Consider the following 13,265-nt stretch of genomic DNA (forward strand, 5'->3'; position numbering starts at 1 on the left):
GGAACTGGGCTCCGACGCCTACTTCTCGAAGACCTGAATGTCGGTGAGGACAGGGTCTCCGGCCTGGTCGAACTTGACGTTCTTCACGTTCTTGGAGGACGCGGAGAGCACCTTGTTGTACCAGAGCGGGATACCCGGGAAGGTCTCGGCCAAGCGCTTCTCAGCGGCCTGGTAGAGCTCCGCGGACTCGTCGACGGTCTTGGCCGCATCGGCCTTCTTGGTCAGCTCGTCGAACTTCTTGTCCGAGAAGCCACCCTTGTTGCCGTCGACGCCGGTCCCGTAGAGGTCGGCGAGGAAGTTGCCGTTGAACGGGTAGTCGAGCACCCAGCCCGACCGGTACATCGCCTTGACCTGCTTCTTGTCCCGCACCTCGGTGTCGGCCTGGAAGTCGGTCTTCGGGTCGCCGACGCATGCCACGCCGGTCGACTTGGTGATGCTGTTGCACACCGCCGTGACCCAGCCCTTGTGCGGCTGGTCAGCGTTGTACTGGATGGAGATCTTGTTGCCGGGGACGCCGCCGCCGTCCTTGATGTACTGCTTGGCCTTCTTGGCGTCGAACTTGCAGAACTCGCCACAGGCGTCGTCCTGGTAGCCCTTGACGCCCTTGGCGACCCAGCCGGTGGCGGACTCACGCGTACCGGCGAAGGTGGTCTTCGCGATGGTGTCGCGGTCAATGGCCATCGACAGGCCCTGGATGACCTTGACGTCGATGTCCTTGAACGTCTTGCTGTAGAACGCCGGGTTGACCGTGTTGATCGCCGAGAAGTCCTGCTCGATGGCGCGGTCGCCGAAGTCCTGCTTGAAGTTCGCGAGCTCGCTGTCCGGGATGATCGGCATCGAGTCGACGTTGTCCGAGCGCAGGTCGTTGTACGCGGCCTGCGGCGTCGTGTACGCCTTGAAGTTGACGCCGCCGTTCTTCGGCTTGCTGGCGCCCTTGTAGCCGGACCACGCGGTCACCTGGACCGACTTCTTGTGGTCCCAGCTCTTGAACTTGTAGGGGCCGTTGCCGACCGGCGCCTCGCCGTACTTCTTCGGGTCCTTCAGCGCTGCCGAGGGCATCGGGAAGAAGGGCGAGTAGACGAGCTTGTACGCGTAGTACGGGATGCCCGTGTTCAGCGTGATGGTGAAGGTGTTGTCGTCGACGACCTTCAGGCCCTCCATCGCCTTCGACTTGGCCTTCCCCTTCTCGGGGTGGACCTTGTCGTAACCGACGATGTCGCGGTACCAGGCACTGTTCTGCTGACCGTTGGCCGGGTCGGCCGCCCAGTTCCAGGCGTTGACGTACGACTTGGCGGTGACAGCCTCACCATTGTGGAACTTCCAGCCCGGCTTCAGCTTGACGGTCCACACCTTGTTCGCCTTGTCGGGGGTGACCGACTCGGCGTTCTCGTAGGTGATGTTGCCCTGCTTGTCGTAGTGGACCAGGCCCGTGAAGAGCGAGTCGATGACGACGCTGCCGTACGCCTCCATGGTGTTGGCGGGCTGCAGGGCGTTCTGCGGCTCACCGTTGGCGTAACTGACGATCCCCTTGGGGTCGACCTTGCCGCTGTTGCCGCTGTCGCTGCCGCCGCCGCAGGCCGTTGCCGTCAGCGCCACGACACCCGCTATCGCGACCCACTTGGCGCTCTTGGCACCACGCATGGGGTTCCTCCTCATGAGTCCACTGGTTCACTACAAGAGGGGGTACGGGAATCCGCGCCGACACCCCTGACGGCGCGTAGATCAAGTACCCCAGTGTGCTCGTGAGTCGGCGCTCCCCACAGCGCGTGACCCATTGACCCGAGCTATACGCGGTCAACTATTAGCCATGAGGTACCGCCCGACCACACTCTTTTGGTCTCGGTTCAATCACACCTGGTGCGTACATCTTCCAAAATCCGGACAAACCGATCCGAGATAGATGGTTGCGAAACGGACGTGTTACACATCTAACGGTCAACGGTGTCCGCATTCCGGACAGATGGTCCAGAAAAACAGGTTGCGGAGGCGCGCGCCGGAGACGACTCGCGACGCCTTCGGGGGCGGCTCTGTGGACGCGCGTAGATGCGCGGAGAGTCGCGACGGTGGAGAACCGTCACCCCGGGAGATCTGGGCCAGCGTAGTGCCGCTGAGGGCCGCGCAAGGGGGTAACCCCCGTAGACGCGGGAGAGGCCGGCCCCCGCCTCTCCCGGAGGGAGGGGCGGAAACCGGCCTCAGATGCCGAATTCGCCGAACGTCGACGGCAGTTGTGCTGTGGAGAGCCCGGCGAAAGATTTAGCCGGGCTTTGCCCTTTGCCCCTGCCTTAGCCGTGCTTGGCGCGCGAGGCGGAGCGGCCACGCTGCTTGGCGTCCAGGACGACCTTGCGGATACGCACGGTCTCCGGGGTCACCTCGATGCACTCGTCGTCGCGGCAGAACTCCAGGGACTGCTCGAGCGACAGCTTGCGGGCGGGCACGACGTTCTCGGTCGTGTCCGCGGAAGCCGCACGCATGTTGGTGAGCTTCTTCTCCTTGGTGATGTTCACGTCCATGTCGTCGGCACGCGAGTTCTCACCGACGATCATGCCCTCGTACACCTCGGTGGTGGCCTCGGTGAAGATGACACCGCGCTCCTGGAGGTTGACCATCGCGAACGGCGTGACCGTGCCCGCGCGGTCCGCGACAAGGGAGCCGTTGTGACGGGTGCGCAGGTCGCCGAACCACGGCTCGTGACCCTCGAAGATCGAGTGCGCGATGCCGGTGCCGCGGGTCTGGGTCAGGAACTCCGTACGGAAGCCGATCAGGCCACGCGACGGAACGATCCACTCCATACGGATCCAGCCGGAACCGTGGTTGGTCATCGTCTCCATGCGGCCCTTGCGGGTCGCCATCAGCTGCGTGATGGCGCCGAGGTGCTCCTCGGGCGAGTCGATCGTCATGCGCTCGATCGGCTCGTACGTCTTGCCGTCGATCTGCTTGGTGACGACCTCGGGCTTGCCGACGGTCAGCTCGAAGCCCTCGCGGCGCATCTGCTCGACCAGGATGGCGAGCGCGAGCTCACCACGGCCCTGGACCTCCCAGGCGTCGGGGCGCTCGGTGTCGAGAACCCGGAGGCTCACGTTACCGATGAGCTCCTTGTCCAGACGGTCCTTCACCTGGCGGGCGGTGACCTTGTGGCCCTTGCCGCCCTTGCCGACGAGCGGCGAGGTGTTGGTGCCGATGGTCATGGAGATCGCCGGCTCGTCCACCGTGATCAGCGGGAGCGCGATCGGGTTCTCGGGGTCGGCGAGGGTCTCACCGATCATGATCTCCGGGATACCGGCGATGGCGCAGATGTCACCCGGGCCCGCCTTCTCGGCGGGCTTGCGCGTGAGCGCCTCCGTCATCATCAGCTCGGTGATGCGGACGTTGGACTGCGACCCGTCGCGCTTGATCCACGTGACGGTCTGGCCCTTGCGCAGCTCGCCCTGCTCGACACGGCAGAGGGCGATACGGCCGAGGAAGTTGTCGGCGTCCAGGTTCGTGACGTGAGCCTGGAGCGGGGCGTCCTCGTCGTACTCCGGAGCCGGGACGGTGTCCAGGATCGCGGAGAAGAACGGCTCCAGGCTGTCGCTGTCGGCCGGGACGGTGCCGTCCTGCGGCTTCGTCAGCGAGGCGACGCCGTCACGGGCGCAGGCGTAGACGATCGGGAACTCGATCTGGTCCTCGTCCGCGTCGAGGTCCAGGAAGAGGTCGTACGTCTCGTCGACGACCTCGGCGATGCGCGAGTCGGGACGGTCCGTCTTGTTGATGCACAGGATGACCGGCATCTTGGCGGACAGCGCCTTGCGGAGCACGAAGCGGGTCTGGGGCAGCGGGCCCTCAGAGGCGTCCACGAGGAGGACGACCGCGTCCACCATCGACAGGCCGCGCTCGACCTCACCACCGAAGTCGGCGTGGCCGGGGGTGTCGATGATGTTGATGGTGATGACGTCTCCGCCATCCTTGGGGTGGTACTTGACGGCCGTGTTCTTGGCCAGGATCGTGATGCCCTTCTCACGCTCCAGGTCGTTCGAGTCCATCATGCGGTCGTCGAGGGACTCGGCTGCGTGCGCGGCGAAGGAGCCGGCCTGCTTGAGCATGGCGTCGACCAGGGTGGTCTTGCCGTGGTCGACGTGGGCGACGATGGCAACATTACGAATGTCATGGCGCGTGGGCATACGAGCTGCGCTTCTCCCGGGAAGAGTGGACGGCGGCGCGTACGGTCCGGTACGCGTGCCCTGCCGGGCAAACAACACGCCACGGCCTCACCCCAGTCTACGGCCCATACGCGGAGGTGACCTCCGCGGGGCCCTGCCGAGGGGCCTGACCAGGGCTTTTTACGGCTTATCCGCCGCTGGTGAGCCCCTGGGGCAGCTCTTCAGGGCCGCGGCGAGGGAGGCGGCGTCGGCGTCACCGTTCCGCCGGAAGCAGGGCAGGTAACTGATCCCCGTACCGCTCCAGGTCACGATGTGCCCGCGCGCGGGGTCCGCGTCACCGCATCGGTACGCGAAATTCGCCTCGACGACATCCGCGTACGACCAGGCGAAGTAGGCGCCGGGGCGCATGTCGCCCGAGGCGTCCTCGATGGTGAGCGGCTTGTCGCCGATCTCCTCGCCGAGCGGGGCGAGCGGCTGCCGGCTCCCGATGTGCTTGCCGAGCGACGTGATCGCCGTCTTCGCCTCGAGGCCCTCGGACAGGGTGGTGAAGGTGACCGTACGGCGGGCGCCCTTCAGGGGGTCTATATCCGCCGTGTAGGAGGAGGCCTTCCGCTGTACCGTCACCGGCTTCGCGAGGCCGGTCAGCGTGGACTTCTGCCGGACGTCGGACCAGGAGTAGGTGCCGCCCTTGCAGGCATGGGGAGCGGGGTGCTTCTCGGCGCCGTCAGATGTGCACGCCGTCAGGCCGGCGAACAGCATCGCGGCTGCGGCAACCGTGGCACTTGCGGCGGCCGGGGCGCGCTTCATGAACGTACCGCCGCTGCTCGAAGGGGGGTGGGGGTGGAGAAGAACACGCAGGTCAATGGGTGGAAACGACCTTGCCCGCCGGAGGCGCCGGCGGGCAAGGGAGTTGAGCTGAATCTGAGTGTGACCTGCGGCGGAGCTACTTTTCCGCGGACTTGCCCGCGGGCTTCGCGCCCGGCTTCAGGAAGCCCATGTCCTCGTAGTCCGGGACCTGGAAGCCGAAGGCACCCGCGTTCGCGAGATTCGTACGGGCCGCCATCAGCTGGGGGCGCTGATAGAGGGGAATGGAACCGGCCTCGGCCCAGATGCGGGCGTCGGCCTTCTTTACGAGGGCGCGGCTCTCGTCCTCGTCCAGCTCTCCCAGCGCCTGATCGAACAGCTGGTCGATGTGGTCCGTACCGACCCGCGTGTAGTTCTGCTCGACGTTCAGCGACCCGTCCGCGGCCGGCACCGGCTTGGCGAAGATCGGGCGCGCGTCCGTGGCGGGGAAGGCCGTCGCGGGCCATGAGTAGAGGGCGAGGTCGTACTGACCGGACGCGATGTGGTCCTTGAAGTAGCTCTCGTCGGCGACCTTCGCCACCTCCGTGCGGATCCCGATCTTCTCCAGCATCCGCGAGATCCGGTCGGCCACGGTCCGTAGCGACTCCGAGCCCTCACCGGACGGCAGGACGAAGCGGAGAGTGAGGGGCTTGCCGTCCTTGGCCATGGGACCGCCCGCCGCCGGGGTCGCCGCACCGGGCGCCGCGGTGCCCTTGGGGGCGTACGCACCCGGCGCACCGCCCTTCATGGCCTGCTTCTCGGCGCGCTTCTCGGCGTGCTGCTTGGCGTGCCCGCCGGGGTCCTTCTTCTTCTCCTTGTCCGCCTCGCGGTGAGCCGTGAGGGACGCGGCCTGGCGGGTCAGCGCCACCCGCTGGTACGCCGCCGCCGGAGCGGGCGCGAGCACCGAGGTGCTGCTGTCGCCCGGCTTCTGGTCGTCCTCGCCGACGATGTACGTGCCGTCGTCGCCCGAGTCCTCCCCGGAGCCGGAGTCCGAGTCAGAGCCGGAGCCGGAGTCCGCCTTCGCCTTCTTGGCGTCCGCCTCGCCCCCGGCCGTCTTCCCCTTCGGCTCCTTCACCGGACCGCCCGGCGTCCATCCCGCGTCGGCGAGCAGCGCCCGCGCCTCGGTGGTGTCCTGGTCGCCCAGGGCCCCGCTGTTGTCCGCGTACGCCTGCTGCCCGGCGAGGGCCAGGTGGCTGCCGACCGGCTTGGCGGGCAGGCCGAGCGGCGTGAGGACCGCCTTGGCGAGCTCCTCGCGGTCGAGGGCGCGGGCCACCGCGCGCCGCACCCGGTCGTCGGCGAGCGGGCCCTCGGTGCCGTTCAGGGCGAGCTGGGTGTAGGCCGGTTCGAGGGACTTGCGGACGGCGTAGCCGCGAAGGCCCGTCTGCTCGGTGGCGTACTTCTTGATCGCCTTGTGCGTCTTGTCGCGGGCCTGCTGCTCGGTGTCGGCCGCATCCTCATCGGAGCCGTTGGCGACCGCCCAGGAGCGCAGCGCCTTGGCGGGGGTCAGCCGGGCCTCGGGGCCGTGGGAGAGCGGACCCTGGGCGCCCCGGTCACGGGCAGCGTTCGTGATGCGCCGCGCCTCAGGGGCGTCGATCTCGGCGAGGTCGATCTTCCCCGATGCGAGCGCGGCGGACCGCTGCTCGCGCGGCACCTCGCGCAGGACCAGCTGGGAGAGCTTGGCGGGCCTGCCCCACCAGCGCGGGTTGCGGACCAGCGTGACCTCGTCCGCCTTGCTGTCGAAGTCCTGCACCGCGAACGGGCCCGCGCTCACCTTGAGTTTGCGCCGAGCGCCGTCGTTGAAGGCGTCAGGAGTCCCCATGACCTCCTTGGGATACAGCGGCGAGAACAGCGAACGCCAGTCCGCGTACGGCTTGTTGAAGGTGACCCGCACCTCCAGGTTGTTCGCGCCCCGCTCGATCTTCTCGATGCGGTCGTATCCCGCGTTGCGTGCCGTCCAGTACGCGCTGTCCTTCCCGGACAGGGCACGCTGCTGCGCCGCGAAGTCATCGGCCCCGATCTCCCGGCCGTCGCTCCACACCGCCTGCTGGTTGAGCTTGTAGAGCACGACCTGCTTGGGCTCGCGCTCGACGACCTCCGCGGACTCCAGGAAGTCGGTGTTCTGCTGCGCCCTGCCCTGCGCGTCGAGGCGGAACATCGACGGCAGGACCGCGCCCGCGATCCGCGAGGTGCCCGAATCGGCGTCCGACTGAAAGGAGTTGAGGGTCTCCGGCATCGCGTCGACGGCCCAGTTCATGGTCCCGCCGTCGGCGACGTGATCCCGGGCTGCGGGCGCGACGTCCTGACCGGCGGTCGGCGCGCCCGCCTCGTCCTGAGAGCTGCAGGCGGCGAGGGCGGGCAGAGCCAGCACGCCCGTGGCGAGGAACACGGCAGATCTCAGTCTGGCGCGGTCTGGGGTCATGGCGGGTACCTCCGGGGCTCGCCCGGCCGCCCGCTACCAGGACCGGGGCCGGGTTTGATCACGTTTGGCGGTATATGGAGCTGATCACATCTATCCATCCACTGAAGGGGACACGTCCCGGCACATCAGGGCGACACGGCGTGGGGGCGCCGGATCCCACTCGTGCGGCCCAACCAGGGCCGATCGGGCGTGACCCAGCGTGACGGTGGCATCGACGGGCGCCTCGAGGCACGCCTGGGGCAGCGGCGTACTCCCCGGCGCATTTCAGCGCGTGCGAGCCGGGAATCCCGGCAGATCCCTTCACAAGCCGGGATGTGACGCGCGACACTCGCAGGCGCATGAACGTTGCCGCCGCACCCCTGAAGTGAGGGCAAGTCATGGCTCTGCAGGATGATCTGACGGCTGTTCAGCGCTGCGTCGACGACCTGGTCCGTACCGTCGGCAAGCTGGAGCAGCAGGTCGGCGAGGGTTCCCAGGGTGGTCTTCCCGGGCTCGACGTCCGCCGCGTCCGCACGGACGCCGACCACTTGCGCGAGAGCGTCGCGCTCCTTCGCGCCGCGTCCGCGGACCCCGGCGGCGCCCCACAGAAGCGGCCCGACCTGGTCACCATCCCCGATACGCCGTACGACAGCTCTCTGTGGACGGACTCGGACGACGAGGGACTCGGCGCGAGCGACCGGCGTGCCCCTTGAGGCACCGCCGCGCCCGCCCCGAGCACCGCCGATCCGAGGGCTACCGAACTGACGACAAAGGAGTCGAGCCTCGTTGGCCACTGGCACGGAACCTCATCTGAAAAGCGGTCAGGATCCCGGCGGCGTGAGAGCGGCGACGCGCGCCGCGATCAGTGCTGCCCATCTACGGACCGACCGATGGTGGCTGGCGCCCGCCGCGACCGCCGCCGGGCTCTTCGCCTTCATCGTCTACTCGACGTGGCGGGCCTTCGCGAACGCGGACTACTACGCGGCGCCCTACGTCTCACCGTTCTACTCGCCGTGCCTCGCGGAGAACTGCGAGCCGATGCGGTCGGGGCCCAACTGGGAGATCTTCGGCAGCTGGTGGGGCCTGTCCCCCGCCCTGCTGATCCTGATCTTCCCGCTCGGCTTCCGGATGACCTGCTACTACTACCGCAAGGCCTACTACCGCGGCTTCTGGGCCTCGCCGCCCGCCTGCGCGGTGGCCGAGCCGCACAAGAAGTACTCCGGAGAGACGCGCTTCCCGCTGATCCTGCAGAACATCCACCGCTACTTCTTCTACGCGGCGGTTCCGGTGGCGGGCATCCTCACGTACGACACCGTGCTCTCGTTCCGCGATGAGCACTACGAGTGGGGCCACATGGGCCTCGGCACACTCGTCTTCCTGGTCAACATCACGCTGATCTGGGCGTACACACTCTCCTGCCACTCCTGCCGGCACATCGTCGGCGGCAAGCTCAAGCACTTCTCCAAGCATCCCGTGCGCTACCGCATGTGGCAGTGGATCGGAAAACTGAACGCACGCCACATGCTGCTCGCCTGGGCCTCCTTGGTGAGCGTGGCGCTCGCCGACTTCTACGTGTATCTGATCGCGTCCGGCGTCTTCGACGATCCGAGGTTGTTCTGATGTCTCAAGTGGAGCGGCAGCAGTGGGATGTTGTCGTGGTGGGAGCCGGAGGAGCGGGCCTTCGGGCCGCGATCGAGGCACGTGAGCAGGGTGCGCGTACCGCCGTGATCTGCAAGTCCCTGTTCGGCAAGGCACATACGGTGATGGCCGAGGGCGGCATCGCGGCCTCCATGGGCAACGTGAACTCCGGCGACAACTGGCAGGTCCACTTCCGCGACACCCTGCGCGGCGGCAAGTTCCTCAACCAGTGGCGGATGGCCGAGCTGCACGCGCGCGAGGCGCCCGATCGGGTCTGGGAGCTGGAGACCTGGGGCGCCCTGTTCGACCGCACGGCGGACGGCCGCATCTCCCAGCGCAACTTCGGGGGGCACGAATACCCCCGCCTCGCGCACGTGGGAGACCGCACAGGCCTCGAACTGATCCGTACGCTCCAGCAGAAGATCGTCTCCCTCCAGCAGGAGGACGAGCGCGAATTCGGTGACTACGAAGCGCGCCTCAAGGTCTTCCAGGAGTGCACGGTCACCCGCGTCCTCAAGGACGGCGAGCGGGTCAGCGGCACGTTCTGCTACGACCGCGAGACCGGCCGCTTCTTCGTGCTCGAAGCCCCGAGCGTGGTCCTTGCGACCGGTGGCATCGGCAAGTCCTTCAAGGTGACGTCGAACTCGTGGGAGTACACGGGCGACGGCCACGCGCTCGCGCTGCTCGCCGGTGCGCCGCTGCTCAACATGGAGTTCGTACAGTTCCACCCGACAGGGATGGTCTGGCCGCCTTCGGTGAAGGGCATCCTGGTCACCGAGTCGGTGCGCGGCGACGGCGGGGTACTGCGCAACTCCGAAGGCAAGCGGTTCATGTTCGACTACGTACCGGACGTCTTCAAGGAGAAGTACGCGCAGTCGGAGGACGAGGGCGACCGCTGGTACGAGGATCCGGACAACAACCGGCGGCCTCCGGAGCTCCTTCCGCGCGACGAAGTGGCGCGCGCGATCAACTCCGAGGTGAAGGCGGGCCGCGGCTCGCCGCACGGCGGGGTCTTCCTCGACGTGTCGACGCGTATGCCCGCCGAGGTCATCCGGCGTCGACTCCCCTCCATGTACCACCAGTTCAAGGAACTCGCGGACGTCGACATCACGGCGGAGGCGATGGAGGTCGGCCCGACCTGCCACTACGTGATGGGCGGCATCGCCGTCGAGTCGGACACGGCGGCGGCACAGCGCGTGCCGGGTCTGTACGCGTCGGGCGAGGTCGCCGGCGGCATGCACGGCTCCAACCGCCTCGGCGGCAACTCCCTCTCCGACCTGCTCGTCTTCGGGCGGCGCGCGGGACTGCACGCGGCGCGGTACGCGGCTGGGCTCTCCGGGGCCGGGGCGTCCGGGGCCGGTGTCTCCGGGGCCGACGCGAGGCCTCAGGTCGACGAGGTTCAGGTGGACGCGGCCGCGGCCGAGGCGTTGCGCCCGTTCAGCGCGGAGGGCCCCGAGGACGGGGCGACGCCGGAGAATCCTTACACCCTTCACCAGGAACTCCAGCAGACGATGAACGACCTGGTCGGCATCATCCGCCGCGAGGGCGAGATGGAGCAGGCCCTGGAGAAGCTGGCGGAACTGCGGGTGCGGGCGCGGCGGGCCGGCGTCGAGGGCCACCGCCAGTTCAACCCCGGCTGGCACCTCGCGCTCGACCTGCGCAACATGCTCCTGGTCAGCGAGTGCGTGGCACGGGCCGCCCTGGAGCGCACGGAGAGCCGGGGCGGGCACACCCGCGAGGACCATCCGGGCATGAACCGCGAATGGCGCCGCGTGAATCTGCTCTGCCAACTCACGGACCCCTCCGGAGGGTTGGCGGCCACGGACCCGGTGCGCGGCCAGATCGATCTGGTGCGGGTCACCACCGAGCCCATCCGTCCCGACCTGCTTGCTCTCTTCGAGAAGGAAGAGCTGGTCAAGTACCTGGCCGAAGAGGAGCTTTACGAGTGAGTACCACTACGCCGAGTCCTTCGAGCACGTCGTACGACGCGCGGTTCCGGGTCTGGCGCGGAGACGTCGATGGCGGCGACCTGGAGGACTTCAAGGTCGAGGTCAACGAAGGCGAGGTCGTCCTCGACATCATCCACCGCCTGCAGGCGACCCAGGCCCCCGATCTCGCGGTGCGCTGGAACTGCAAGGCGGGCAAGTGCGGTTCGTGCTCGGCGGAGGTCAACGGACGGCCGCGCCTCATGTGCATGACGCGGATGTCGGTGTTCAGCCGCGAGGACGTCATCACGGTGACACCGCTGCGGGCCTTCCCCGTCGTGCGGGACCTGGTGACGGACGTCGGCTTCAACTACACGAAGGCGCGGGAAGTACCGGCCTTCGTGCCACCGGCGGACCTCGGTCCCGGCGAGTACCGCATGCAGCAGGCGGACGTGGACCGCTCGCAGGAGTTCCGCAAGTGCATCGAGTGCTTCCTGTGCCAGGACACGTGCCATGTGGTGCGCGACCACGAGGAGAACAAGACGGCCTTCGCCGGTCCGCGCTTCCTCATGCGGGTCGCTGAGCTGGACATGCACCCGCTGGACGCGGCGGCGGAGAGCGGCCTCGACCGCAAGAAGACCGCCCAGGACGAACACGGGCTCGGCTACTGCAACATCACGAAGTGCTGTTCGGAGGTGTGCCCGGAGGGCATCAAGATCACGGACAACGCCCTGATTCCCCTGAAGGAACGGGCGGTCGACCGGAAGTACGATCCGCTGGTCTGGCTCGGGAACAAGATCCGGCGGCGGGGAGAGCAGTAGCGCTGCGCGGTCGTGGGCGCGGGCGCTGTCGTGGGCCTGGGGGTAATCCCCCAGGCCGAAGACTCGAGATTTCCCCCATGGTCACGGGGGCGGGGCGAGATCAGCATTGAGGCATGGACTCATCCTCGGCCGTGACTCACTCGGTATCTTGCTCCTCTGCTGAATCGGCATCTCGCTCCTCTGCTGAATCGGCATCTCGCTTCTCTGCTGAATCGGCTTCCCGTTCGGCTCTGACCCGACGCTCGGTCCTTGGCCTCGCGGCGGCCGGTCTGGCGGCGACGCTGCTGGCCGCCCCGGCCCCCGCGCAGGCCCAGGCGCAGATCCAGGCGCAGATCCAAGCGGGGCCCTCGGGCAGCGAGGCGAAACTCCCCGCGCCCACGGGACCCCACCGGATCGGCACGGTGTCGACGCGTCTCGTCGACACCTCACGGCGCGACCCGTGGGTGAAGTCCGTGCCGTACCGAGAGCTGATGATCAGCATCTGGTATCCGGCGGCGACGGAGTCGGGCGGCCCGTCGGACGCGGCGGGACAACGCCTGGCTCCGTACATGACGCCGGGCGCGGCAGAGCGCTGGAACGCGACATCGCCCCACGGGATCCCCAAGGACGTGATCGACTTCGCGGCCATGCGTACGCACGCCCGTGAGGGCGCCCCGGCCGACACGAGCGGTGGCCGGCGACCGGTCCTGCTGTACGCGTCAGGAGCCAATGACCCGCGTACGTGGGGCACTTCGGCGGTCGAGGAACTGGCGAGCCACGGCTATGTGGTGGTGACGATCGACCACACCTATGAGGCCCCGGGTGTGCAGTTCCCCGACGGCTCGGTCAAGGACGACACCCCGCTCCGCAAGGCGCTGGAAGAGGCCCAGCAGAATGACGCGCTGCCGGCGCTCCTGGGAAAGGTCCTGGACGTCCGCGTCGCCGACTCGAAGTTCGTCCTGGACCGCCTCGGCTCGCTGCCGCACGGCCTGTCCAGGGTCGTGGACCAGAAGCGGGTGGGCATGTTCGGCCAGTCGGCGGGCGGGATGGCGGCCGCCGAGACGATGTACGAGGACCGCCGGGTCAAGGCAGGCATGAACATGGACGGCACCCTGGAGAACAACCCCGAGCCGAACGGCACGCATCTGACGCCGGTGGCCCGGCACGGCCTGACCCGCCCCTTCCTCCTCATGGGCAGCCAGGGCAACGACCGCACGACGGAACCGTCGTGGCGCGCGTTCTGGTCCCACACGACCGGCTGGAAGCGGAATCTGACCCTGCGCGGCTCGATGCATCAGACGTACACGGACCTCGCCGCGCTGCTCCCGCAGGCCGGGGTGGACCGCAAGGTCATCGAGGAGAACATAGGCACGGTCGACCCGAGCCGGGCGGTGGCAGCAGAACGGGCGTACGCGAGGTCGTTCTTCGACCGCTGGCTGCGGGGGCAGGACGACCGCCTCCTCGACGGCCCTTCGGGGAAGTACCCGGAGGTGGAGTTCGCGGGCTGAGCCCCACGTTCCCGGCG

General features: G+C 68.0%; 9 protein-coding genes. 5 read left to right on the top strand and 4 right to left on the bottom strand.

The genetic code is table 11. The features are described 5' to 3' along the window. Positions 1 to 18: 18 nt before the first annotated feature. The 4 genes from ACFQ7F_RS23505 to ACFQ7F_RS23520 form a co-directional block, all read right to left on the bottom strand. On the bottom strand, positions 19 to 1,641 hold the full coding sequence (locus tag ACFQ7F_RS23505) for an ABC transporter substrate-binding protein (RefSeq protein ID WP_383273468.1): 1,623 nt from the start codon (positions 1,639 to 1,641) through the stop codon (positions 19 to 21). A 641-nt stretch (positions 1,642 to 2,282) separates the two neighbouring features. Next, complete coding sequence (gene typA, locus ACFQ7F_RS23510; protein WP_383273470.1) at positions 2,283 to 4,157, bottom strand: translational GTPase TypA; 1,875 nt, start codon at positions 4,155 to 4,157, stop codon at positions 2,283 to 2,285. A gap of 159 nt (positions 4,158 to 4,316) precedes the next feature. Beyond that, on the bottom strand, positions 4,317 to 4,943 hold the full coding sequence (locus tag ACFQ7F_RS23515) for a hypothetical protein (RefSeq protein WP_383273472.1): 627 nt from the start codon (positions 4,941 to 4,943) through the stop codon (positions 4,317 to 4,319). Between the two features lie 136 nt (positions 4,944 to 5,079). Next, positions 5,080 to 7,398, bottom strand: coding sequence for an ABC transporter family substrate-binding protein (locus ACFQ7F_RS23520; protein WP_383273474.1), 2,319 nt, complete (start codon positions 7,396 to 7,398; stop codon positions 5,080 to 5,082). A gap of 377 nt (positions 7,399 to 7,775) precedes the next feature. Here ACFQ7F_RS23520 and ACFQ7F_RS23525 point away from each other — a divergent pair, with 377 nt between their 5' ends. The 5 genes from ACFQ7F_RS23525 (at position 7,776) to ACFQ7F_RS23545 (ending at position 13,248) form a co-directional block, all read left to right on the top strand. Then, complete coding sequence (locus tag ACFQ7F_RS23525) at positions 7,776 to 8,090, top strand: hypothetical protein (RefSeq protein ID WP_383273476.1); 315 nt, start codon at positions 7,776 to 7,778, stop codon at positions 8,088 to 8,090. 73 nt (positions 8,091 to 8,163) lie between these two features. After that, positions 8,164 to 8,997: a hypothetical protein gene (locus ACFQ7F_RS23530; protein ID WP_383273478.1), complete on the top strand. Its 834-nt coding sequence runs from the start codon at positions 8,164 to 8,166 to the stop codon at positions 8,995 to 8,997. Beyond that, positions 8,997 to 10,964, top strand: coding sequence for a fumarate reductase/succinate dehydrogenase flavoprotein subunit (locus tag ACFQ7F_RS23535; protein ID WP_383273479.1), 1,968 nt, complete (start codon positions 8,997 to 8,999; stop codon positions 10,962 to 10,964). The genes ACFQ7F_RS23530 and ACFQ7F_RS23535 overlap by 1 nt, the downstream gene beginning before the upstream one ends. After that, positions 10,961 to 11,761, top strand: coding sequence for a succinate dehydrogenase/fumarate reductase iron-sulfur subunit (locus ACFQ7F_RS23540; protein WP_383273481.1), 801 nt, complete (start codon positions 10,961 to 10,963; stop codon positions 11,759 to 11,761). Before ACFQ7F_RS23535 ends, ACFQ7F_RS23540 begins: the two co-directional genes overlap by 4 nt. A 113-nt stretch (positions 11,762 to 11,874) precedes the next feature. Continuing rightward, on the top strand, positions 11,875 to 13,248 hold the full coding sequence (locus ACFQ7F_RS23545; RefSeq protein WP_383273483.1) for an alpha/beta hydrolase family protein: 1,374 nt from the start codon (positions 11,875 to 11,877) through the stop codon (positions 13,246 to 13,248). Positions 13,249 to 13,265: the final 17 nt, after the last annotated feature.

The organism is Streptomyces sp. NPDC056486 (genome assembly GCF_042795295.1).
Classification (GTDB): Bacteria; Actinomycetota; Actinomycetes; order Streptomycetales; family Streptomycetaceae; genus Streptomyces.

Bases quoted from the DNA above. Each gene is read 5' to 3' on its own strand.
- ACFQ7F_RS23505 (WP_383273468.1), bottom strand. From the start codon at position 1,641: ATGCGTGGTGCCAAGAGCGCCAAGTGGGTCGCGATAGCGGGTGTCGTG.
- typA (WP_383273470.1), bottom strand. From the start codon at position 4,157: ATGCCCACGCGCCATGACATTCGTAATGTTGCCATCGTCGCCCACGTC.
- ACFQ7F_RS23515 (WP_383273472.1), bottom strand. From the start codon at position 4,943: ATGAAGCGCGCCCCGGCCGCCGCAAGTGCCACGGTTGCCGCAGCCGCG.
- ACFQ7F_RS23520 (WP_383273474.1), bottom strand. From the start codon at position 7,398: ATGACCCCAGACCGCGCCAGACTGAGATCTGCCGTGTTCCTCGCCACG.
- ACFQ7F_RS23525 (WP_383273476.1), top strand. From the start codon at position 7,776: ATGGCTCTGCAGGATGATCTGACGGCTGTTCAGCGCTGCGTCGACGAC.
- ACFQ7F_RS23535 (WP_383273479.1), top strand. From the start codon at position 8,997: ATGTCTCAAGTGGAGCGGCAGCAGTGGGATGTTGTCGTGGTGGGAGCC.
- ACFQ7F_RS23545 (WP_383273483.1), top strand. From the start codon at position 11,875: ATGGACTCATCCTCGGCCGTGACTCACTCGGTATCTTGCTCCTCTGCT.